General features: G+C 67.2%; 16 protein-coding genes. 2 read left to right on the forward strand and 14 right to left on the reverse strand.

Annotation, left to right across the window (positions count from 1 at the left end; genetic code table 11):
- Positions 1–27: 27 nt before the first annotated feature.
- Positions 28–552 carry a DUF3592 domain-containing protein gene (locus tag QMX79_RS06485; protein WP_282245509.1) on the reverse strand — a complete coding sequence of 175 codons (525 nt, stop codon included), beginning with the start codon at positions 550–552 and terminating at the stop codon, positions 28–30.
- A gap of 296 nt (positions 553–848) precedes the next feature.
- On the opposite strand from QMX79_RS06485, the gene QMX79_RS06490 reads away from it, so the two are divergent.
- A complete protein-coding gene (locus QMX79_RS06490; RefSeq protein WP_282245511.1) occupies positions 849–3,899 on the forward strand; it encodes a discoidin domain-containing protein in 3,051 nt (1,016 codons plus the stop codon).
- A gap of 54 nt (positions 3,900–3,953) precedes the next feature.
- Here the strand turns inward: QMX79_RS06490 and QMX79_RS06495 are convergent, their stop codons facing one another.
- From QMX79_RS06495 to QMX79_RS06535, 9 genes are all read right to left on the reverse strand, one after another.
- Positions 3,954–4,922, reverse strand: coding sequence for an ABC transporter substrate-binding protein (locus QMX79_RS06495; RefSeq protein WP_282245513.1), 969 nt, complete (start codon positions 4,920–4,922; stop codon positions 3,954–3,956).
- 22 nt (positions 4,923–4,944) lie between these two features.
- On the reverse strand, positions 4,945–6,684 hold the full coding sequence (locus QMX79_RS06500) for an amino acid ABC transporter permease/ATP-binding protein (RefSeq protein WP_282245515.1): 1,740 nt from the start codon (positions 6,682–6,684) through the stop codon (positions 4,945–4,947).
- Positions 6,681–7,226, reverse strand: coding sequence for a GNAT family N-acetyltransferase (locus tag QMX79_RS06505; protein WP_282245518.1), 546 nt, complete (start codon positions 7,224–7,226; stop codon positions 6,681–6,683). Before QMX79_RS06505 ends, QMX79_RS06500 begins: the two co-directional genes overlap by 4 nt.
- Positions 7,223–8,434 carry a M20 aminoacylase family protein gene (locus QMX79_RS06510; protein WP_282245520.1) on the reverse strand — a complete coding sequence of 404 codons (1,212 nt, stop codon included), beginning with the start codon at positions 8,432–8,434 and terminating at the stop codon, positions 7,223–7,225. Before QMX79_RS06510 ends, QMX79_RS06505 begins: the two co-directional genes overlap by 4 nt.
- A gap of 7 nt (positions 8,435–8,441) precedes the next feature.
- Positions 8,442–9,785 carry an LLM class flavin-dependent oxidoreductase gene (locus QMX79_RS06515; RefSeq protein ID WP_282245521.1) on the reverse strand — a complete coding sequence of 448 codons (1,344 nt, stop codon included), beginning with the start codon at positions 9,783–9,785 and terminating at the stop codon, positions 8,442–8,444.
- A gap of 17 nt (positions 9,786–9,802) precedes the next feature.
- Entirely contained in the window at positions 9,803–10,798 is a 996-nt protein-coding gene (locus tag QMX79_RS06520) for an MsnO8 family LLM class oxidoreductase (RefSeq protein ID WP_282245523.1), read from the reverse strand.
- Between the two features lie 10 nt (positions 10,799–10,808).
- The gene (locus QMX79_RS06525; RefSeq protein ID WP_282245525.1) at positions 10,809–11,171 is read right to left on the reverse strand and encodes a DUF3088 family protein; all 363 of its coding nucleotides are present in this window, start codon (positions 11,169–11,171) and stop codon (positions 10,809–10,811) included.
- Between the two features lie 160 nt (positions 11,172–11,331).
- On the reverse strand, positions 11,332–11,904 hold the full coding sequence (gene msuE, locus QMX79_RS06530; protein WP_282245527.1) for an FMN reductase: 573 nt from the start codon (positions 11,902–11,904) through the stop codon (positions 11,332–11,334).
- Positions 11,905–11,915: 11 nt separating this feature from the next.
- Positions 11,916–14,471 carry a TonB-dependent receptor gene (locus QMX79_RS06535; protein WP_282245530.1) on the reverse strand — a complete coding sequence of 852 codons (2,556 nt, stop codon included), beginning with the start codon at positions 14,469–14,471 and terminating at the stop codon, positions 11,916–11,918.
- Between the two features lie 168 nt (positions 14,472–14,639).
- On the opposite strand from QMX79_RS06535, the gene ftrA reads away from it, so the two are divergent.
- Positions 14,640–15,632 (forward strand): transcriptional regulator FtrA, encoded by a 993-nt coding sequence (ftrA, locus tag QMX79_RS06540; RefSeq protein WP_282245532.1) that lies wholly within the window; start codon positions 14,640–14,642, stop codon positions 15,630–15,632.
- A gap of 5 nt (positions 15,633–15,637) precedes the next feature.
- On the opposite strand, the gene QMX79_RS06545 is transcribed toward ftrA, so the two are convergent.
- From QMX79_RS06545 to guaB, 4 genes are all read right to left on the reverse strand, one after another.
- Positions 15,638–16,138, reverse strand: coding sequence for a hypothetical protein (locus QMX79_RS06545; RefSeq protein WP_282245534.1), 501 nt, complete (start codon positions 16,136–16,138; stop codon positions 15,638–15,640).
- Between the two features lie 84 nt (positions 16,139–16,222).
- Positions 16,223–16,810: a TetR/AcrR family transcriptional regulator gene (locus QMX79_RS06550; protein ID WP_282245536.1), complete on the reverse strand. Its 588-nt coding sequence runs from the start codon at positions 16,808–16,810 to the stop codon at positions 16,223–16,225.
- Positions 16,811–16,933: 123 nt separating this feature from the next.
- Entirely contained in the window at positions 16,934–18,499 is a 1,566-nt protein-coding gene (gene guaA / locus QMX79_RS06555; RefSeq protein WP_282245537.1) for a glutamine-hydrolyzing GMP synthase, read from the reverse strand.
- A 110-nt stretch (positions 18,500–18,609) separates the two neighbouring features.
- Positions 18,610–20,064: an IMP dehydrogenase gene (guaB, locus tag QMX79_RS06560; RefSeq protein ID WP_282245539.1), complete on the reverse strand. Its 1,455-nt coding sequence runs from the start codon at positions 20,062–20,064 to the stop codon at positions 18,610–18,612.
- Between the last annotated feature and the right edge of the window lie 164 nt (positions 20,065–20,228).

The following is a 20,228-nucleotide window of genomic DNA, read 5'->3' on the forward strand; positions in this document are numbered from 1 at the left end:
GTGACCGTATGGACTGTCAACCATGGCTCAGGCCGCAGGAACCGCAGCGCCCTGCCGCACGAACAGCTTGCGGGTCACCAGCAGGTGCACCACGAAGGCCAGGATCGCCAGCATGCCCAGCGCCACGATCACCCGGCCCAGCACCGACCCCAGCCCCTTCTGGCCTTCAAGGCGATCAAGCCGATCGAACTGCGCGGGGTTGCTGCGTGCGTAAGCCACGTCGACCTGCGGCGCTTCGCCCAGGTACGGCGTGGCGTTGTCTTCGGAGGTGGAAAAGTGGCCGGTATATTCAACGCCATCGACGCTGAAGTCGTAGCGGAAGTGGTACTGGTAGGACACCCGCCCCTTGCGGCGTTTTTCCTCGATGTGGTCGACCTGTACCGGTGCCTGCACGGTCGCCGCATCCTTGAGGATGGCTTCGGCCTGGCGATGCCCGCTCAGGGCCGACCAGGCAAAGAACACCGCAAGCGCGGCGTAGCCGATGCTGCACAGCCAGCGGGAGACGCGGGACAGGCGGGCGTGGGAGGTGTCAGAAACTGGAATGCTGATCATGTGGTTTTCCCCGTTGATGGTTCGAATGCGTCGACAGCCGGATGGCAGTGACTTCGGGAACCAGTCTCAGTAGTTCCGTCGCGTTGCTGAACGGGCAGCCTGTCAAGTCAGGGCCTGCAGCACCTGACAATCCGTCAACCGGGCTTCCTGCGCCCCTCCGGAGGACGCAATACTGCAACGCGTCATGTAACCGATTACAACCACTGCTACGGTTGGCCCCGCCTCACTGGCGAGGCCGTAGCAGGAGGGTTGTCTTGATGGGTGTGTATGTACGTCGGCGCATGGTGCTGCGGCCCATGCTTGGCCTCGCGTTTGCCTCAGCCTGCTTCGCCCAGGACCTGCCTGACCGCAGTCAATGGCGGGCCAGCAGTTCCTCCCAGCAGGTTCCCGCCATGGCGGTGAGCCACCTGATCGACGGCGATCCCAAAACCGTGACCGGCGGAGCGTTCAGCCCGGGCCACTGGTTCCAGGTGGATCTCGGCAAGCCCAGCTCGCTCAGCGGCACCCGGCTCACCTGGGATGTTTCGAACCCGGAGGGCTACAGCCTGCAGACCTCGCTGGACGGCAGGCAGTGGCAGACCGCCTACACCATGCGCGATTCGCTGGGCGGTATCGAAACGCTCTACTTCGCGCCGCGCCAGGCCCGCTACCTGCGGCTCGCCAGTCCGGAGCGCACCTCGGACTGGGGCGTGTCGATCTTCGAACTCGAACCGCTGGACCGGCGCGCAACGGCCCGCATTTCCGGGCTGGATGCCACACAAGCGGCGACGCTGTGGCAAGGCGGCAGCGCGGTGGCCATTCCTGCGGACAAGGACGGCAGCCATGTGTTGAACATCGCCCTGCCAAAGGCCCTCTCTACCACCGGCTTGGCAGTGGACTGGGCGGGCGCGCACGGCAGCGCACGGCTGCAGGTACAGGATGCACAGGGGCGCTGGACCGACCTGGCGCATGACCCACAGGCCGGCAGCCGGCAGCAGAGCTGGCTGGCCGGCACCGCGCCGGTCAGCGCGCATGCGCTGCGCCTGCTGGTGGAGGGCGAGGCACCGAAGATCGCACGGCTGCGCCTGCTCGGGCCGGCCGCGGTGATGACGCCGATGAAGCGCTACCAGACCGCCGCCAGCGGCGCGCAGCGCGCCCTGTTCCCGGCCTCCCTGCACATGCAGCAGACCTATTGGACGGCCGTGGGCGTGCACGGTGGCCTGCAGAAATCGATCTTCGACGAGTTCGGCAACATCGAAGCGTTCAAGGGCGCACCGCTGGTACAGCCGATCTGGCGCAATGCCGATGGCAGCGCGGCCGGCGCCGCCGACCAACCGATGCAGCATGCGCTGCGCGACGGTTGGAAACCGATGCCGTCGGTCACGTGGCAGCCGCAGCCTGGCCTGGAACTGAAGAGCGAGGCGTTTGCGGTGGAACTGGGCGGCCAGCCGGTCACGCTGGTGCGCCACCTTCTGCACAACGTTGGCACGACCCCCATCGCCGGCACTCTGTCGCTGGTGACGCGCCCGATGCAGATGAATCCGCCGTGGCAGAACGGAGGCCTCTCGCCGATCCGTTCGGTGGCCATCGACGGCACCACGGTGCGGGTCAACGGGCGCTCACTGCTGCATTCGCTGACGCCGGTGGATGATTCGGGCGTGGCGCCGTTCGGCCCCGATGGCCGTACCGAGATCACCACCGCGGTGGCGCAGGGCGAACTGCCCAATGCGCAACAGGCCGATGACCCGGATGGCCTGGCAGCGGCCGCCCTCGGCTACCGCATCGATCTCGCCCCGGGTGCTACCCACTCGGTCGTGGTCGCGTTCCCGCTGGGTATCGCGGCTGCCGACAGTGGCGGCGTGCTTCCGGAGCCGCCAGCGATAGCCTTCGGCACGAAAACGCAGGATCCGGATGGGATGTTCGACGCCCTCGCCACCCGCGTTTCCAACGACTGGCAGGCGCGCCTGGGCCAGGTCGGCCTGCGCCTGCCCGACCCCTCCCTGGTGGACATGCTGCGCGCCCAGGCAGCCTACATGCTGATCAACCAGACCGGCCCGGCGATGCAACCCGGCCCACGCAACTACAACCGCTCCTTCATCCGCGACGGCATGGCCACCTCGGCGGTACTGCTGCGCATGGGCGAATCGCGCATCGCGCGCGACTACCTGGCCTGGTACACCGGGCACGGCGTGCACGCCAACGGCCTGGTGTCGCCGATCCTCAACAACGACGGCAGCGTCAACACCGGGTTCGGCTCGGATATCGAGTACGACAGCCAGGGCCAGTACGTTGCGCTGGTGGCCGATGTCGCGCGGCTGGATGGCGGCCCGGAATCGGTACGCGCCTACCTGCCGAAGGTAAAGGCCGCGCTGCGTTTCCTGCAGGAGCTGCGCGAGCGCACGCTGGTGCCCGGTTACATGGCCGGCCAGCCCGCGCCGGAGCGGTTCGCCGGCATCCTGGCACCATCGATCAGCCACGAAGGCTATCCTTCGCCGACCCACAGTTACTGGGACGACTACTGGGGCCTGAAGGGTTGGCATGACGGCGCGTGGCTGGCCGAATCGCTGGGGGATCACGAAACCGCCGCGTGGGCACGCCAACAATACCGCCTGCTGCATGACGCGCTGGCCGCTTCGATCCGCGCCACCATGGCGTGGAAGGGCATCGACTTCATTCCCTCCTCCGCCGATCTGGGCGATGGCGACCCCACCGGCGTTTCGATCGCGCTGGACCCCACCGGCGCGCAGGACGTGCTCCCCGAACAGGCGCTGCGCACCACCTTCGCGCGCTACCTGGAAGACGTGCGCAGGCGCAACCAGCCGGACGCGCTGTACGCCTACACCCCGTATGAAATCCGCAACGTGCTCAGCTATGTGCACCTGGACCAGCCCGAGGCTGCCGATGAGCTGCTGCAGGGCCTGCTGCGCGACCGCCGCCCGCTGGAGTGGCAGGTGCTGGCCGAAGTGGTGCACTCGCGGCTGCGCTTCCCGCGCTACCTGGGTGACATGCCGCACACGTGGATCGGTGCGGAGTACGGGCGCACGTTGTTCGGCATGTTGATGCGCGAAGACGATGATGCGCTGTCGCTGCTGCCGGGTACGCCGCCGTCGTGGCTGGTAGGCGACGGGTTGGCAGTGGAGCGGCTGCCGACCGCGTTCGGCACGCTGCAGATGGACGCGGTGCAGCGTGGCGATACGCTGAAGGTGACGCTGGGCAAGGGGCTGCGGAAAGACGCTGCGGTCCGGGTGTGGTGGCCTTCGCGTACGCGGCCCAAGCAGGTGCGTGTGGATGGGCGGGTGGTGCAGGACTTTGATGCGAAGGGGGTTCTGGTCAGCACGCCGTTCCGGACCTTGGAGGCGGTTTGGTGATTGCGCTTGAACCGGTTGGTGCAGCCACGCAGGGCGTGGCTCTACGCGGGTGCGTCACAAGGTGCGCAAACCCGGCGGATTGGTTTCCGAGCGCGCTACCGCTTCTTCGCCTACGTTCCAGCGCTTCAGCGCCTGGGCGTAGGTGCCGGAATCGATCTGCGTGTTGAGGGCCTGGGTGATGGCGGTGGCCAGGCCACTGCCCTTGCGCGTGGTCACCGAGATGGCCGCCGCGTCCGGCCAACCGCCGGGGAACAGGCCGATGCGCCGCACCTTGCCATCGCGCGCGGAGTACGCGCCGGTGGCATTGGGTTCGAACGACACATCCGCGCGCCCGGTGATCACCGCCAACCGGCCCACCACGGCGTCGTCGAAGTACTGGTACTCCACCGGCTTCAGACCGGCGGCGATGTTCTGCCTGTCCCACTGGCGCAGGATCTGGTCCTGGTTGGTGCTGGCGCCCAGCACCACCTTCAACCCTGCCACGTCGGCGGGCCGCTCGATCTTCTGCAGCGGTCCATCGGTGCGGGTATAGATACCCAGCAGGTCGAAACGGTAGCTCGAGAAATCGAACTTCTTCTTGCGCTCTTCGGTGACCGTCACGTTGGACAGCACCGCGTCGTACTTGCCCGACTCCAGCCCCAGCGGCCAATCCGCCCACGCGACCGGCACCAGGACCAGCTTCAACCCCAACCCATCGGCGATGAGCTTGGCGATGTCCGGCTCGACCCCGATGATCTGCCTGCTGTCGGCACCATAGTCGGCGAGCGGCAGCTGCCCGGGATGGGTGGCCACGGTGAGCGTACCCGGGGTGACGAATGGGTAGCCGGCCGGAATCAACGCCTGTGCCTTGGGATCGGGCGTACCGACCAGTGCGGCCAAGTCGGCCTGTCGCGATGCAGCCGCTGCGGTCGGTTCCGGAGCGGCGGTCACGCGCGAATAGACGATCGCGCCGACACCGGCAATCAATGCAGTGGCGATGACGACGGTGCTGACGGGAAGACGGCGGGTTCGCGTGCTGCTCATGGGGATTCCTGGAAGTTGACGGTCATAGCGTCTTGGCAAGGAACTCGGCGGTACGTTGCTGGCGCGGCCGGTCGAACACCTGCTCCGGCGGTCCCTGCTCGATCACCCGTCCCTGGTCCATCATCACCACGTGGTCGGCTACCCGCCGCGCGAAGCCCAGCTCATGGGTGACGATGACCAGCGTGGTGCCCGACTGCGACAGTTCTTCGATCACCCCGAGCACTTCGGCGACCAGCTCCGGGTCCAGCGCCGAGGTCGGCTCGTCGAACAACAGCACCTTCGGCTGCAGCGCCAGCGCACGGGCAATGGCCACGCGCTGCTGCTGCCCGCCGGAGAGCTCGCGCGGGTAGGCGTTCGCCTTCTCCGTCAGCCCCACCCGATCCAGCAGGTCATGGGCCTGCTGTTCGGCCTGGGCACGCGGGATGCCACGCACCGCAATGGGCGCCTCGATGATGTTTTCCAGCACGGTCAGGTGCGGGAACAGGTTGAACGCCTGGAACACCATGCCCACCTCCGCGCGACGGCGGCGGATTTCGGCTTCGGGCAGCTCGTACAGCGTGTCCCCATCACGGCGGTAGCACACCAGTTGCCCGCCGACGGTGATGACGCCGCCGTCAGCGCGCTCCAGGTGGTTGATCAGCCGCAGCAGGGTGGACTTGCCGGCACCCGACGGCCCCACCAGGACGGTGACGCTGCCCGCCTTCAGTTCCAGCCGCACGTCGTCCAGCACCGTGGTCTCAGCAAAGTGTTTGCTCACCCCCTGCACCGACACGGCCGCGCCCTGCCCGGCCGCCACCGGGACGGAATGCTCCCGCCGCGTGGCGACACCCGTCGCGGCCGCTGGCGTGCTGCGCGGTCGTGACACCACCCGCGAAACGCTGCGCTCACGCTGCAGTTGGCCGCGCGCGAAGCGGCGCTCGATGCGGTGCTGGGCCAGCGACAGCGCGGTCAGTATCACCAGGTACCAGACCGTGGCCACCATCAGCAGCGGCACCACTTCCAGGTTGCGCCGGTAGATCACCTGCACGGTGTAGAACAGCTCGGGAAGGGCCAGCACATAGACCACCGAGGTGCTCTTGGCCAAGCCGATCACATCGTTGAACGCCGCCGGCAGGATCGAGCGCATTGCCTGCGGCAGGATGATGCGGCGGATCTGGCGCCCGCGGGGCAGCCCCAGTGCAGCGGCTGCTTCGTACTGGCCGTGATCCACCGACAGGATGCCGCCGCGGATGACTTCGGCGGAAAACGCGGCCTGGTTGAGGGTCAAGCCGAGCACCGCGGCGGTGAACACCCCGATCAACTGCGTGGTGGGATAGGAGAACAAGGTGATCGCGGTAAACGGCACCTCCAGCGCGATGGTGCTGTACAGGTACCCCAGGTTGTTGAGCAGCAACAGCAGCACCAGCAGCGGAATCGAGCGGAACAGCCACACATAGCCCCACGACACCGCCGCCAGCAGCGGCGAACCGGAGACCCTGGCCAGCGCCAGCAGGGTGCCCAGCGCGAAGCCGAATGCGGTACCCAGCGCCGTCAACCACAGCGTGCGCGCAAGGCCTTCCAACACCGGCCGCGCAAAGAACCATTCCGCGAACGTGCCCCAGCCCCAGCGCGGGTTGCCCAGCACCGACTGCACCGCAAGCAGGATCAGCGCCAGCGCCAGCAGCGTGCCGAACAGCTGCAGCGGGTGTCGCGCGGGCACGATGCGCAATGCCGACCGGGTCGCCGTTGCCACCCCGCCCAACGCAGACGAAGGAGTGCTCATGCGTGTGCCCCAAGCTCGAGCGCCTGCGCAACGGCGGTAACCGGCTGCGCCTGGCCCAGATGCTTCTCGAAGGGAAGATGCGCCACCGTCTCCGGGTCCGCCTGCAGGTCGAACAACGCGGTGTAGCCGTGGGTCAGGTACAGACCCACCGCTTCTGGCTGGCGGAAGCCGGTGGTCAGGAACACGCGCCGGTAGCCCTGTCGCAGTGCCTGGTCCTCCAGCTCCTGCAGCACCCGGCGCGCGATACCCTGGCGGCGCAGGCCGGGCAGCGTCCAGATCCGCTTGAACTCGGCGGTATCCGGGTCGCGGTGCGGCATGAACGCACCACCGGAGATGGCCTGGCCATCGCGGAGCAGCAGCACGAAGGCGCCCACCGGCGCGGCGAAGGCCTCGGCCGGATAGCGCTGCAGTTCCTCGCGGGCGGTGCCGCCGATCCGGCGCTGCACGTCGGCGTAGCGGGTCTCGTACTCGCGCTCCAGCCCGTCGAACAGCGGCTGCGCCAGCGGGTCGTTCACCGAGGTGTACAGGAAGCGCTCGCTCATGTCGTGGACTCCACCAGGTAGTGTTCGGCCAGCCGCGCCCACAGGCTGGCCGCTGGCGCTATCGCCGCGTCGTTGAACACGTAGCGCGGGCTGTGCAGCGGCGCGCTGTCGCCGTTGCCGACGAACACGAAGCTGCCCGGCCGTGCCTGCAGCAGGAATGCGAAGTCCTCGCTCGCGGTGCGCGGCGCGAAGTCCTCCACCACCTGCCCGCGCCCGAACGCGGCGTGTGCCACGTCGCGGACCAGCGCGGTCTGCTCGGGGTGGTTGATGACGCTGGGGAAGCCTCGCGGGAAGGAAATTTCCGCACGCGCACCAAACGCGGCAGCGGTCTGTTCGGCGATGTCGATCACCCGCCGGCGCAGCGTGTCACGCACCTCGGGCAGGTAGGCGCGCACGGTAAGGGTCAGCTCCACCACGTCGGGAATCACGTTGGCGGCCTTGCCGCCATGGATCGAGCCCACCGTCACCACGCCCATCTGGCGCGGATCCACGTTGCGCGACACGACGCTCTGCAGCGCGGTGACGATATGCGCGGCCGCCAGGATCGGATCCACCGCATGCTGCGGCTCGGCACCATGCCCGCCATTGCCGACCACCCGCAGCTGCGCCCAATCCACCGACGCCATCGCCGGTCCATCCACGAACCCGAAGTGCCCGGTCGGCACGCCCGGCCAGTTGTGCAGGCCGTAGATCGCATCCACCGGAAAGCGCTCGAACAGGCCGTCGTCGATCATCTTCGTGGCGCCGGAACCGGTCTCTTCCGCCGGCTGGAACACCAGCTGCAGGGTGCCATCGAAGCGTCCGTGCCGTGCCAGGTAGTGGGCAGCCGACAGCAGGATGGCGGTGTGCCCGTCGTGGCCGCAGGCATGCATCAAGCCGTCGCGCTGGCTGGCATAGGCCAGCCCGGAATCTTCGTGGATGGGCAGCGCATCGATGTCCGCGCGCAGGCCCAGGCGACGGGTCCCCTGCCCGCGCTGCAGCGTGCCGACCACGCCGGTGCCACCGAGCCCCGTGGTGACCTGGTAGCCCCACTGCTGCAACAGCTCGGCCACGCGTGAACTGGTGCGGTGTTCTTCGAACGCCAGCTCCGGGTGCCGGTGCAGATCGTGGCGGATGGCGATGGCATCATCGATGCGTGCCGCGATCTGCGGCAGGACGCCAACGGTCGTTGCGGAAAGATCCAACGGGGGCCGCTGCAGGACGGTCATTGCGCTCTCAACCGGCCTTGCGCGCGGGCACGGCATCGGCCGCGAAGCGGCTGGCCTTGCGCGGCAGGCCCAAGTGATCGCGCAGCGTGGTGCCTTCCAGCGTGCCACGGTGGTAACCGCGCGCAGCCAGGATCGGCAGCACCAGGTCGACGAAATCATCCAGGCCCTCGCGCTGCACGGAGAAGCCCAGAATGAAACCATCGCTGGCCCCGGCTTCGAACCAGCGGATCAGCTCATCGGCCACCTGCTCCGGCGTGCCGATGAAGTTCGGCCGCGGGCTCACCGCCTGCAGCGCCACCTGGCGCAGGGTGAGTCCCTGCTCGCGCGCATCCTGCTTGATCTTGTCGGTGGTGGAGCGGAATGAATTGCTGCCGATGTCGCCCAGCGCCGGGAATGGCGCATCCGGTGCGTACTGGGTGAAATCGTGGTGGTCGAAGAAGCGGCCCAGGTAGGCCAGCGCGTCATCCAGGGTGGCCAGTGCCGCAATGGCCTGGTATTTCGCTTCGGCTTCTTCGGCGGTGCGGCCCACGATGGGGCCGATGCCGGGGAATATCTTCACATCGGCCGCGCTGCGGCCATGCGCGATTGCCGCATTTTTCACCTTCTGGGTGAACGCACGCGTTTCCTCAAGCGATGGCGCATGGGTGAACACCGCATCGGCGTACTTGCCGGCCAGCGCGATGCCATCATCGGAGGCGCCGGCCTGGAAGATCACCGGCTGGCCCTGCGGCGAACGCTGGATGTTGAGCGGGCCTTCGACCTGGAAGAACTTTCCCTTATGGTCGAGGCGGCGGAACTTCCCTGGATCGAAGAACGTGCTGCTGTCGCGGTCGCGCACGAAGGCATCGTCGTCCCACGAATCCCACAGGCCCTGCACCACCTCAAGGTACTCATCGGCGATCTGGTAGCGCAGCGCGTGCTCGGGGTGCGCGCGGCCGTAGTTGCGGCCGGAGCCTTCCAGCGGCGAGGTCACCACGTTCCAGCCGGCGCGCCCGCCGCTGATCAGGTCCAGCGACGCGAACTGGCGCGCCACGGTGAACGGGTCGCTGTAGGAGGTGGACAGCGTGCCGGCCAGGCCGATCTTCGAGGTGGCCGTGGCCAGCGCCGACAGCAGCGTGATCGGCTCGAAGCGGTTGAGGAAGTGCGGAATGGATTTCTCGTTGATGTACAGCCCATCGGCCACGAAGCCAAAGGCGATGCCGTGGTTCTCGGCGGTGCGCGCCACGTCGATGTAGTACTCGAGATTGACGCTGGCATCGACCACGTTGGAGGGGTGCTTCCAGGCATGCATGTGGCTGCCGGGGCCCTGCAGCATGATGCCGAAGGGAATGGGACGCGGGGTCCTGCTCATGGCGACGCTCCTGGGGGTCAGGCCACCGCCGCGCGCGGCGCGGGCGACAGCAGTTCAAGGGAAGTGAGGCGTGCATCGACGTCGGCCACCGGCGCATCCAGGATGAATTCGCCGACACCGAAACGCTGGTGCAGCTCGTCCAGTGCACGGCGCACCTGGTGGCCATCGCCGGACAGCACGCTGGGATGGGTTTCCTCGATGCGGTAGTCGACCACGCCGACCTGGCGCGCGTACTCGGCCGCCGCTTCGGCGCTGGGCAGGTTCACGGTCTGCCCCGGCCCGAGGTGCAGCTTGTAGATGCGCAGCGCGCCCAGCTGCGCGGCCGCGGCATCCGCACTGCGCGCGGCGAAGGCCACCGTGGCCAGCAGCGGTGCCTGGGATGACACCTCGCGATAGGCGTTGAAGGCGGTTTCGATGCTGCGCGGATCGCCATCGAAATGCGCCGCGTACACGAAGCCCCAGCCCAGCTCACCGGCCAGCCGCGCACTCTGCGCGCTGGCCCCGAGCAGGAACCGCGCCGGCCCGGCCTGCGGCAGCGGCCGCGCCTGCGCGTTGGCATGCGGGTGATCGTCCGCCAGCGTGCCCGACAGGAAGCCTTCCAGATCGTGCAGCTGTTGCTCGAACGGCCCCGCCGGCGGGCGTCCCGCGGCCAGCGCCGCCGTGGACGCGGGAAGCCCACCCGGTGCCTTGCCCACGCCCAGATCCACCCGCCCCGGTGCCAGGCTGGCCAGCAGGTTGAAGGTTTCGGCCACCTTGTACGGCGCGTAGTGGCGCAGCATCACGCCACCGGTACCGACGCGGATCCGGCGCGTCTGCGCCAGTACCCAGGCCGCCAGCACTTCCGGTGCCGGGCTGGCCAGCTGTGGCGCGGCATGGTGCTCGGCAAACCAGTAGCGGTGGTAGCCCAGGTGCTCGGCATGCAACGCCAGGCGCAGGCTGTCGCGCAGCGCCTGCTCGGCGGTGCCGCCTTCGCGCACGGGGCTCTTGTCGAGCACGCTGATCAGGTAGCTCATCGCATCGTCCTCAGGGGTGGGCCACGGGAATGCCAAGCAGGCCGTTGAGCGCGGCCAGGATCGGCTCGGCACCGGACACCACCTGGCGCTCGTCGTGGGTGCCGGTGGCATGCGTCGACTGCACGCCTTGTGGCAACACCAGCTTGGGCAGCGACTGGTCCTGCTCGCCGATCTCGGCGATTACTTCGCGGCGCGGCCGGGCGAAGCCAATGCGGCGCACATCCAGCTGGGTATCCAGGCCATCAATGCTCGACAGCGCCCCCTCCAGCAGCAGGCTGTGCCGGCAGAAGAAGCGCTGCCCGGGCAGCTGGCCGTCTTCGAACTCACGATCCAGCAGGAACAGGATCGGCTTGTGGGTGGGCTGTGCAGACACGAAACGCTCCTCGATCTGGCCGGCACTGCGGTGCCGTTGGACTATCGATGCTAGAGAAGGACCGGCGCGGGGCTGCGCCGCAATTCGACAATCGACGGTCGGATCCGGCCACGCAAATGCGCGTTGGCCATAACCAGACTGCTGGCGGTTATGGCGTTGCCTAGGCAATCCGCCGCAGCAGCATCGGCGGTGCGGCCTGCAGGTGGCTGGCCGCACGTTCGGCAGCCAGCTCGATGCGTGCCTGCAGCGCGACACTGCGAATCTCGACGTCGTCGAAATCAGCCGGCGTGGCATACACCCCGATCGGCAGTGTGTGCGCCTGCAGGAAACTGAACAGCGGCCGCAGCTGGTGGTCGATGACCAGCGCGTGGCGTTCGCTGCCGCCGGTGGCGGCCAGCAGCACGGGGGTATCCACCAGCGCGTCCAATCCGATGAAATCGACCAGGTGCTTGAACAGCCCCGGGTACGAGCCGCGATACACAGGCGCGGCGGCGATCAGCAGGTCGGCCGCTTCGATCCGCGCAAGCGCCTGCTCGATGCGCGGCTCCACCTCGTCACGGGTCAGCGCCTGGCCCAGTGACCGCGCGATGGGCGCCAGTTCGATCAGCTGCACGTCCATGTGCAACCGAAGCCGAAGCTGGTCAAGCAGGTGGCGCACCAGCAACAGCGTGCGCGAGGTGGTCGAGGAGGTCGGCGAACCGACCAGGGCAACAACGTTCAAGACGGTGGACATGCAGCTCTCCCTCAGAAGCGGTAATGGACGCGGCCGTACCAGAACGCGCCGATGGTGCTCAGCACATCGCCGGTGTCCCAGGTGGTTTCGATGCTGGCCACGTCGGTGGCGCTGCGCGCGTACTCGGGCACCTTGCGGGTGCGTTCATCGAACAGGTTGTTGATGCCCAGCGTCGCGCTCCAGCCGCCGCCCAGCTCGACCCCGCCGGACAGGTTGGTGACCAGCACCGGCGGCTGCCGGTACTCCACCCCGTTGTTGAGCCGCTTGATCGGGCCGTAGTAGGTGAAATCCAGGTTCGAGCGCCAGCGCCCCTGCTGCCACCCCAACCCCGCCACCTGGGTGTAGGACGGCGTGCGGAAGCGCAGCGCGTACTCGCTCGACCTGGTCAGCAGGTTGATGTTGGGCAGGCCCTGCAGCACCACCGGGATGTCACGCACCTTCTGGATGGTGGTGCGGCCGACGTTGGCGGCATAGCTCCAGCGCAGCTTTCCCCAGCCGGTTTCCTGGTTCGCTTCGAGGGTCAGTTCCAGGCCACGCGTGCGGGTGTCGCCGACGTTGGTGAAGTAGCTGGCATAGAACGCGTCGCCGGGCAGGATGCTGATGCCGGCGCTGGCCAGCAGCGTATCGATCGTCTGTATCTGCGCAGGCGTAAGGACCGTACCGCTGTTGTCGGTGATGCGGTTGGGGTCCTGCGCGTTGTAGCCGATCTGGCTGGACTGGCCGAGCTGGCCCCGGATGTCGATCTGGTACGCATCCAGCGCCAGGTGGAAGGCCGGGTTCGGGTCCCAGGTCACGCCGAGGCTGTAGTTGTTGGCCTTTTCCGGCTGCAGCGGCGTGGCACCCAGCGCGATGGCAGCGGGCGATGACACCTGCGCCACCAGCGTGGTGCCGCACGGGCAGCTGCCGGTAGCCTGGTAGTACTGCGCACCCAGGCTCGGCGCATGGAAGCCGTTGCTCACCGTCGCCCGCACGCCGAACGCATCGGTGAAGTCGAAGCGCGTGGTGAGGCGCCCCGTCGACACGCTGCCGAAGTCGGAGTGGTCCTCCCAGCGCGCCGCCGCATCCAGGTACCAGCGCGAGGTGACGTTGGTGGCCGCGCCGGCGTACACCGCCTTGCTGTTGCGGGTCGCCTCCACCGCATCGGCGGTGGAATACCCGACGAAGGCGGCTGCGCCAAAGCCCGTATACGACTCCCACTGCCCTGCCCCGCGCTCGTACTTCTCGTGCTGGTACTCGGCACCGGCGCTGACCTGCAGCGGCGAGGCAAACGCGGCGACATCGAACCCGCGGCGCAGGTCGAGGTTGGCGATGCGCTGCTGGTAGTCCAGGCGGCCCACGTAGAAGTCGGTGGGTGCACCGGGATAGATCAGCGAGAAGTTGGCCGAATCGCGCGTATAGGTGCGCACCGTGCTGCGGTTGGCGGTCAGGCTGGTGTCGTACTCCCATCCTGCCCAGCTGCCCTTCACCCCGGCGGTGCCGGTGGTCTGCTTTTCCTTGGTCTGCAGGATCGGCAGGAAGCCATCCGGCCAGACGTTCAACACCGTGGGCGCCTTGTAGGTGCCGAAGATCGTCGCCGGCAGGCGGAAGTTCTGGATCGCCTGCGCGGTGCGGTCGCTGGCCGTGGCGGTGGCGTAGAACTGCGCGTTCTCACCCAGGCCATGGCCGACATTGGCCGCCAGTGCCTTGAGCGTGTACGACGGCGAACTCAGGATGGTGTTGGCCTCCGGGTTGCGCGTAGCCTCGGCAGGGTTCTCCGTCGTGTTGGGCGGCAGCCGGTTGTTGGGGCGCAGCGCCACCAGGTTGCCGTTGGCATCGATGGCCGGATAGCTCAGGTAGTCGTCGACATAACGGCGCGGTCGGATCGCATGGTGCTGGCGGGTGTACTCGCCGGACACGTTCACGAAGCCATCCGCGCCCCACGGCAGGCCGACGTTGGCGCGCACGCTGGTGCGGGTGCCATCGCCATCGATGCTCTGCCCGCTTTCCACCGACACATCGCCGCCCTGCGCCTGTGACTTCAGGATCACGTTGATGACCCCGGTGATCGCATCGGAGCCATACAGCGCCGACGCGCCATCGCGCAGCACTTCGATGTGGTCCACGGCAGCGACCGGAATCAGCGCCAGGTCGGTCCACGCGTGGCCCGGGAAACCGCCGCCGTTGGCGCCACTGACATAAGCGCTGGCATTGCGGCGCTTCCCGTTGACCAGCACCAGCGTGTAGCCCGGCGAGAGGTTGCGCAGCTGGTAGCCGCGAATGAGGCTTTCCTGGTCGCTCTGGTAGCCACCGATCTGGCTCAGCGACGGCAGGCTGCGCTGCAGTGCTTCGAGCAGGTTGGCCTGTCCGGTAGCCACCAGGTCCTCGGCCGACACCACATCGATCGGGGTGGAGCTGTTCTTCACCGTGCGGTTGCTGGTACGCGAGCCGGTCACCACCACTGCATCAAGCGTGGAAGCTGCAGCCACTGACGCGCTGGCCAATGCCTCGGGCGGAGTGTCGGGTCCGGCGGCCATGGCAGGGGCGGCAAGGACGAAGGCGATCATCACGGAAAGCGGACGCAGCAGCATGTCGGGACCTGATCGAGGACAGGCCCCCATTCAACAAACAGCGCTCATCCGGCAACAGCCACCAACACGCCACCCGCACCCCACATCCCGCCACCCACATGACCACAGGGAATAACGAGGTAGCGACACGCCATGCGTGTCCCACGTAGAGCTGGATAGCATCACCTCATGCCAGCCCCCCAAGCGCCCCCCACCATCGCCATCGTCGCCGCCCACGGCCAAGGCCTCTTCGAATTCGGCTGCGCAGTAGGCCTGTTCGCCCCGATCCGCCCCGAACTCGACGTCCCCTGGTACACCACCCAGCTCTGCGCCGCAGAACCCGGCGCCCTGCGCATGCTCGGCAGCACCCAGGTGCAGCTGCCACACGGCCTGGAAGCGCTCGACCACGCAGACACCATCATCGTGCCCGGCTGGCGCGACCCCAGCGAACGCCCGCCACAGCCGCTGCTCGATGCACTGACCCGCGCGCACAGACGCGGCGCACGCATCGCCTCGATCTGCTCCGGCGCGTTCGTACTCGCCTGGGCCGGCCTGCTCGACGGCCGCAGCGCCACCACGCATTGGCGCCTGACCGAAACCCTTGCGCGCGAATTCCCCGCCATCACCGTGCGCGAGGATGTGCTGTACGTCGACACCGGCACGGTCATCACCTCGGCAGGCTCGGCCACCGGCATGGACATGATGCTGCACCTGGTGCGCAAGGATTACGGCGCGCACGTGGCCAATCGGGTGGCCGAACGACTGGTGCTGGCACCGTGGCGCGATGCCGAACGCAGCCAGCGCGTGGTGCGTTCGATTCCCAACGGCGAGCCCACGCGGCTGGCCCGCCTGATGGAATGGATCCGCCGCAACCTGCGCGAAGAGCACTCGCTGCGCAGCCTCTCAGAACACGCCTCGCTGAGCCAGCGCACGTTGCAGCGGCAGTTCCTGGAAGCCACCGGCCTGTCACCGATCGACTGGCTGATCCGCGAGCGCGTGGCCTTCGCGCGCGAACTTCTCGAAACCACCGACCGCCCGTTGCACTGGGTGGCCGAACAGGCGGGGTTTGGCTCACAGGAGTCGTTCCGCCGGCATTTCCGCGGGCAGACCGAACTCAGCCCCACCACGTATCGCGAGCAGCACCGCGGCAGCACCAACGCCTATGCGTTGACCGGCTGCTGACGGCGTCATCCCTGCACGCGCTTGTTACGCGCATGGATCATCCAGCCCTGCGCGGCGATGCCGATGAGGAACGCGACAAAGCAACCCAGCAGGGTCTGCAGCACTACCGGCGCCATCGGTGCGGCGGCAAGCGGATGCGACACCGGCAGTCGGGTCAGCGATTCATTGACGGCAGGCACCAACCCAAGCAGGAAACTGAAGGAAAGCGCGAACGCGGACAGATACGGTCGCAGTCGCCCCAGGAAGCCGAGCCGGTTCACCAGCACTCCGCCGAACGCCACCAGCAGCACCACCATGCCGAAGGCGTGGCCGGGATTGAGGCCACCGGTGCTGGAGACGGTGAACGAGGTCGCCACAGCAAGCACCAGACCGATCAGATAGAGCTTGCCGGCCCCGGTGGCGGGGTCGATCTTCCGGTGGCGCACGAAGCCGTACAGACCGGCAAATACGGGAATGAGGCTGATGGCGGTGTGCAGTACACCGAGTGCCGAGAGCGGATGTGTCATTGGAGGGTTCTCAAGTAAACCTACTAGTAGGTAGGCGCGATGGCCATGAAAAAACCCGCGCGAGGCGGGCTTACGAAAAACCGTTCAACGCTGCGCAGTCACCCGCGCAACCGACAGCTGCGCCAGGGCTGCGAAGGTCTGCGCATCACCAAACCCACGCGCGGCCAGCATCGCCCCGTGCACGGAGGCCATGAAGGCCTTGGCCTCGTCCGACGGTGCGCCCTGCAGCTGGAACTGGCCCTGCGCCACGCCCTTCTCCAGCGTGGCGGTCAACCAGCCGCTGAGATCCTCGAAGTGCCCGCGCACTTCTTCGGCGATTTCCGGCGGGATCATCGGCGACTCCGCCGCCAGCATCGCGCAGATGCAGAACGAGGCCGTGCCCCCTGCGATGCAGCTGGACCAGTAGTCGACGTAGGCGTTGAGCTCCTTCAGCGGATCACCCAACTGCCGGTCCAGCATGGCCAGCCCTTCACGGGCCTCAGCGCGGTAAAGCACCACCACCGTGCGAACCAGCTCTGCTTTGCTCGGGAAGTGGTGGTGGATGCTGGCCTTGCTGATGTTCACCCTGGCCGAGATATCGGCATAGCTGAAGCCGTTGTAGCCGCCCGCCTCCAGCAACATGCGGGCGTGGGCGACGATTTCGGCGGCTTTGGGGGAGAGGACGGTATCCATTGACCAATCCTACTAGTAGGTAGTCTAAGAGGTCAAGCGACGGGGCAGCGCGTATCGACCAACGGTCGATACCTACCCGGTTCCCCAATAAAGAAAGGCGCCTTGCGGCGCCCTTCTTTCAACTCACTCCCACTCAATCGTGGCCGGCGGCTTGCCCGAGATGTCATACACCACCCGCGACACCCCCCGCAGCTCATTGATGATCCGGTTGCTTACCGTGCCCAGGAAGTCATACGGCAGGTGCGCCCAGTGCGCGGTCATGAAGTCGATGGTTTCCACCGCGCGCAGCGCGATCACCCACTCATACGCGCGGGCATCACCGACCACGCCCACCGACTTCACCGGCAGGAACACCGCGAATGCCTGGCTGGTCTTGTCGTACAGGTCGGCCTTGCGCAGCTCATCAATGAAGATCGCATCGGCCTTGGCCAGCAGCTCGGCGTATTCGCGCTTCACTTCGCCCAAGATGCGCACGCCCAGGCCCGGGCCCGGGAACGGATGGCGGTAGACCATGCTGCGCGGCAGGCCGAGTTCGACGCCGAGGCGGCGCACTTCGTCCTTGAACAGCTCGCGCAGCGGTTCCACCAGGCCCAGCTTCATGTGCTCCGGCAGGCCGCCCACGTTGTGGTGGCTCTTGATCACATGGGCCTTGCCGGTCTTGCTGCCGGCCGACTCGATCACGTCGGGGTAGATGGTGCCCTGCGCCAGCCACTTGGCGTTGCTGAGCTTGTTGGACTCTTCATCGAAGATGTCCACGAACAGGTTGCCGATGATCTTGCGCTTGGCTTCCGGGTCGCTCACCCCTTCCAGCTTGCTGAAGTAGCGGTCCGCCGCGTTCACGCGGATCACCTTGACGCCCATGTGCTCGGCGAACATCGCCATCACCTGGTCGCCTTCCTGCCAGCGCAGCAGGCCGGTGTCGACAAACACGCAGGTCAGCTTGTCGCCGATCGCCTTGTGCAGCAGCGCGGCCACCACCGACGAATCGACGCCGCCGGACAGGCCCAGGATCACTTCGTCATCGCCCACCAGCTCGCGCACGCGGGCGATCTGGTCGTCGATGATGTTGGCTGCCGTCCACAGCGTCTGGCAGCCGCACACGTCCACCACGAAGCGGCGCAGCAGCGCCTGGCCCTGCAGGGTGTGGGTCACTTCCGGGTGGAACTGCACGCCGTACCAGCGCTTTTCCTCGTTGGCCATCGCGGCCACCGGAATGCGGTCGGTGGTGGCGGTGATGGTGAAGCCCGGCGGTGCCACCGACACGTGGTCGCCGTGGCTCATCCACACGTTCAACCGCGGCTCGCCGCCGTGGTCGCTCAGGCCCTTGAACAGCGCATCGGGGTGGACCACGTTGACTTCGGCATGGCCGAATTCGCGCTGGTCGGCCGCTTCGGTGGCGCCGCCCAGCTGCGCGGCCAGGGTCTGCATGCCGTAGCAGATGCCGAAGATCGGCAGGCCGCTGTCGAACACTTCCTGCGGCGCGGCGGGCGCATCCGGCAGCGTGGTGGATTCCGGGCCACCGGACAGGATGATGCCCTTGGCACCGAACGCGGCGATCTCGGTCGGGTTGTGGTCCCACGCCCAGATTTCGCAGTACACGCCGAGCTCGCGGATGCGGCGCGCGATCAGCTGGGTGTACTGCGCGCCGAAATCGAGGATGAGGATCTTGTCGTTATGGATGTTGGTCATGGCGCCCGGAAATGCAGGTTGAAAACGGAGAAACGGAATTCAGAACGGAGGGCAGATAGAGAAAGAGGAACGGGAATCAGCTTCCTCGTTCCTCTTTGCTCACCGGCCCATCAAGCCCGGTAGTTCGGCGGTTCTTTCGTGATCTGCACGTCATGGACGTGGCTCTCACGTTGGCCGGCGCCGCTGATCTTGACGAACTTCGGCTTGCTGCGCATGTCTTCGATGGTGCCGCAGCCCACGTAGCCCATGGTGGCGCGCAGGCCGCCCATCAGCTGGTGGATGATGCCGCCGACCGGGCCGCGATACGGCACGCGGCCTTCGATGCCTTCGGGCACCAGCTTGTCGGCACTGGAGGCGTCCTGGAAGTAGCGGTCCTTGGACCCCTTCTCCATCGCCGCCAGCGAACCCATGCCGCGGTAGCTCTTGTACGAACGGCCCTGGAACAGCTCGGTTTCACCGGGCGATTCCTCGGTACCGGCCAGCAGGCCGCCGATCATGATGGTCGATGCACCGGCGGCCAGCGCCTTGCCGATATCGCCGGAGTAGCGGATGCCACCGTCGGCGATGAGCGGGATGCGGTCCTGCAGCGCTTCGGCCACCAGGTCGATCGCGGTGATCTGCGGCACGCCCACACCGGCAACCACGCGGGTGGTGCAGATCGAGCCCGGGCCGATGCCGACCTTGACCGCATCCGCGCCGCTGTCCAGCAGCGCCAGTGCGGCTTCGCCGGTGCAGATGTTGCCACCCACGACCTGCACCTGCGGGAAGTGCTTCTTGACCCAGCTGACGCGGTCCAGCACGCCCTGCGAGTGGCCGTGCGCGGTGTCCACCACCAGCACGTCCACGCCGGCAGCGACCAGCGCTTCGACGCGGCGATCGGTATCGCCGCCCACGCCCACCGCGGCACCCACCAGCAGGCGCGTGGCGATGTCCTTGGCGGCGTTGGGGTAATCGGTGTTCTTCTGGATGTCCTTCACGGTGATCAGGCCACGCAGGGCGAAATCATCGTTGACCACCAGGATCTTTTCGATGCGGTTGCGATGCAGCAGCTGCAGCACTTCCTCGGACGCGGCGCCTTCCTTGACCGTGATCAGGCGATCCTTCTTGGTCATGATGTGGCGGACCGGATCGTCCAGCTCGGTTTCGAAGCGCATGTCGCGGTGGGTCACGATGCCCACCAGCTGGCCGCCATCGACCACCGGCACGCCGGAGATGTTGCGCGCCTGGGTCAGCGCCAGCACGTCACGGATGGTGGTTTCCGGGCCGACCGTGATCGGGTCGCGGATGACACCCGCTTCGAACTTCTTGACCTTGGCCACTTCGGCGGCCTGCTGGTCGACGCTCAGGTTCTTGTGGATGATGCCCATGCCGCCGAGCTGGGCCATGGCGATGGCCAGGCGTGCTTCGGTGACGGTATCCATGGCAGCCGACAGGATCGGAAGCTTCAGCCGCAGGTCGCGCGTCAGGCGCGTTTCCAGGGTGACATCCTTGGGCAGGATGATGGAATGGGCGGGGACGAGCGAGACGTCGTCGTAAGTCAGTGCTTCAGCCTGGATGCGCAGCATCGGCATACCCGAGATGTGGGGAAGCGCGACATTTTACCCTGATTTCACCCCGTTGGGCAGGGGGCGGATGCGACGCTGTGTCGCGCAGGCGCAGCGCGTTCATGCAGCGGTTCGGCGGACGGGCCGCACGACCAACGGTCGTGCGCTACCGCCTCCGGTCAATG

The sequence above is a fragment of the Stenotrophomonas sp. PS02300 genome, assembly GCF_029959395.1.
GTDB classification, from domain to species: Bacteria; Pseudomonadota; Gammaproteobacteria; order Xanthomonadales; family Xanthomonadaceae; genus Stenotrophomonas; species Stenotrophomonas maltophilia_AD.

Coding starts and splice junctions, on each gene's coding strand:
- QMX79_RS06485 (WP_282245509.1), bottom strand. CDS start 552: ATGATCAGCATTCCAGTTTCTGACACCTCCCACGCCCGCCTGTCCCGC.
- QMX79_RS06490 (WP_282245511.1), top strand. CDS start 849: ATGCTTGGCCTCGCGTTTGCCTCAGCCTGCTTCGCCCAGGACCTGCCT.
- QMX79_RS06495 (WP_282245513.1), bottom strand. CDS start 4,922: ATGAGCAGCACGCGAACCCGCCGTCTTCCCGTCAGCACCGTCGTCATC.
- QMX79_RS06500 (WP_282245515.1), bottom strand. CDS start 6,684: ATGAGCACTCCTTCGTCTGCGTTGGGCGGGGTGGCAACGGCGACCCGG.
- QMX79_RS06505 (WP_282245518.1), bottom strand. CDS start 7,226: ATGAGCGAGCGCTTCCTGTACACCTCGGTGAACGACCCGCTGGCGCAG.
- QMX79_RS06510 (WP_282245520.1), bottom strand. CDS start 8,434: ATGACCGTCCTGCAGCGGCCCCCGTTGGATCTTTCCGCAACGACCGTT.
- QMX79_RS06515 (WP_282245521.1), bottom strand. CDS start 9,785: ATGAGCAGGACCCCGCGTCCCATTCCCTTCGGCATCATGCTGCAGGGC.
- QMX79_RS06520 (WP_282245523.1), bottom strand. CDS start 10,798: ATGAGCTACCTGATCAGCGTGCTCGACAAGAGCCCCGTGCGCGAAGGC.
- msuE (WP_282245527.1), bottom strand. CDS start 11,904: ATGTCCACCGTCTTGAACGTTGTTGCCCTGGTCGGTTCGCCGACCTCC.
- QMX79_RS06535 (WP_282245530.1), bottom strand. CDS start 14,471: ATGCTGCTGCGTCCGCTTTCCGTGATGATCGCCTTCGTCCTTGCCGCC.
- ftrA (WP_282245532.1), top strand. CDS start 14,640: ATGCCAGCCCCCCAAGCGCCCCCCACCATCGCCATCGTCGCCGCCCAC.
- QMX79_RS06545 (WP_282245534.1), bottom strand. CDS start 16,138: ATGACACATCCGCTCTCGGCACTCGGTGTACTGCACACCGCCATCAGC.
- QMX79_RS06550 (WP_282245536.1), bottom strand. CDS start 16,810: ATGGATACCGTCCTCTCCCCCAAAGCCGCCGAAATCGTCGCCCACGCC.
- guaA (WP_282245537.1), bottom strand. CDS start 18,499: ATGACCAACATCCATAACGACAAGATCCTCATCCTCGATTTCGGCGCG.
- guaB (WP_282245539.1), bottom strand. CDS start 20,064: ATGCTGCGCATCCAGGCTGAAGCACTGACTTACGACGACGTCTCGCTC.